Here is a 1,339-nt window from a genome sequence, read left to right as displayed (position 1 = left end):
TGTTTGGCAAAATTGTGTTTTAAATTTTTTTTTTTAAAAAAAATAGACACCCCCCGGCGGGGCCAAAAATCCAGCCCCCCCCCCGGGGTGTTTCATCCGTGTTTCCTGCGGATCACTCCCGGGGCTATCCGGCGAAATGTGACTCTCCGTGATGTCGCCTTCGATTCCATGATCGAACCGCATCGCTGTTGGATTACCCGTCAGTAATCGACCCCTTGTGATTCTCCGGGGATTCCAGCAGCATCAGCCTCGCCCGGTCCCTTCGAGGGATCCCCACCGGGTAGCCGCCGGCTCCGGCCGGTGGCTGGAAGGCAGGGGGGTGCCGCAGATCCCACGAGCGGCTCCTGTCCTTCCTGCGGCCGCGCAGCCCGCGCGGCCGTCGGTTGTCGCTCGGGGGTGATCGCCGCGGCCGTCCGTCCCACGGCGCCGGGGCGCTCTCCGCTACCGAGGACGTAGCTCTCTCCCATCCCGGGCCGGGCCCAGTGCGGGACGCACCGGAATACGGCCGGAGATGTACGTCCTAGAAGGAGGACTTGCATGTCCCAGACGTTCGGCAAGACGAGCTGGAAGCGCTTCGCCGTTGCCATGGTCCCCGGCATCGCCGCGACCGCCGCGATCGGCGTGGCCCTGGCGAACAACGCCCTTGCCGCCTCGTTCAACGTGTCGGGCCAGAAGTTCAAGGTCACCGCCGGTGACCTGGACGGCACCAACTTCGCGCAGTTCGGTTCGTACGACTTCGAGACCAACGGCACCCCGCACGCGGTCGCGATCTCGGCGTTCGACACGGCCACCATCCAGAAGATGTGCCAGTCCGTGGTCTCCGAGCCGAGCCTGCTCGGCCTCAAGCTGCCCAAGGTCACGCTGCGCCTGGAGGCCGGCAACGACCCGAACAAGCCGGTCACCGCGCAGAACCTGCTGATCGACCTCGACCAGCTGAACGCCGACGCCGAGTTCACCGACATCAACATCGGTCAGGACGCGTCGACCCTCAAGGGCACGGCGACCGCGAACTGGAAGGACATCGCGGGCCACCCGAAGCCCAGCGGCGCCCTCGGCTTCGCGCAGGCCGCCCCGCACGCCCACCTGACGGGCGTCCAGCAGACGGCGTGGGCCACCTCGGCCGGCACCTTCAAGCTGAACGGCCTGAGCCTCAAGCTGTACGTCGGCGACGACGGCAACGGCAAGGAGTGCTACTGATCCTCGTCACGCGGCGGGCCCACCGGCCCGCCGTGAGCTCCTGACGAAGGATCCGGCGGCGGGGGCGGGCCGGGGCCCGCCGGGGGCGCGAGCCCAGGGCCAGGCGCCGCGCCCGCCGCACGCCCCGGCGGCCGGCCGGCGG

General features: G+C 68.2%; 1 protein-coding gene. It reads left to right on the top strand.

Features of this window, described 5'->3' with window-relative positions:
- Positions 1-537 precede the first annotated feature (537 nt).
- Positions 538-1,197 (top strand): DUF6230 family protein, encoded by a 660-nt coding sequence (locus ACFV0G_RS33890; protein WP_380556285.1) that lies wholly within the window; start codon positions 538-540, stop codon positions 1,195-1,197.
- Positions 1,198-1,339: the final 142 nt, after the last annotated feature.

It is taken from the genome of Kitasatospora sp. NPDC059571, assembly GCF_042735675.1.
Lineage (GTDB): Bacteria > Actinomycetota > Actinomycetes > Streptomycetales > Streptomycetaceae > Kitasatospora.
Note: the sequence above shows the minus strand (reverse complement) of the source record. Positions and strands in the feature narration are given on the sequence as shown.

Excerpts from the sequence above, each read along its gene's own strand:
- ACFV0G_RS33890 (WP_380556285.1), top strand. The coding sequence starts at position 538 with ATGTCCCAGACGTTCGGCAAGACGAGCTGGAAGCGCTTCGCCGTTGCC.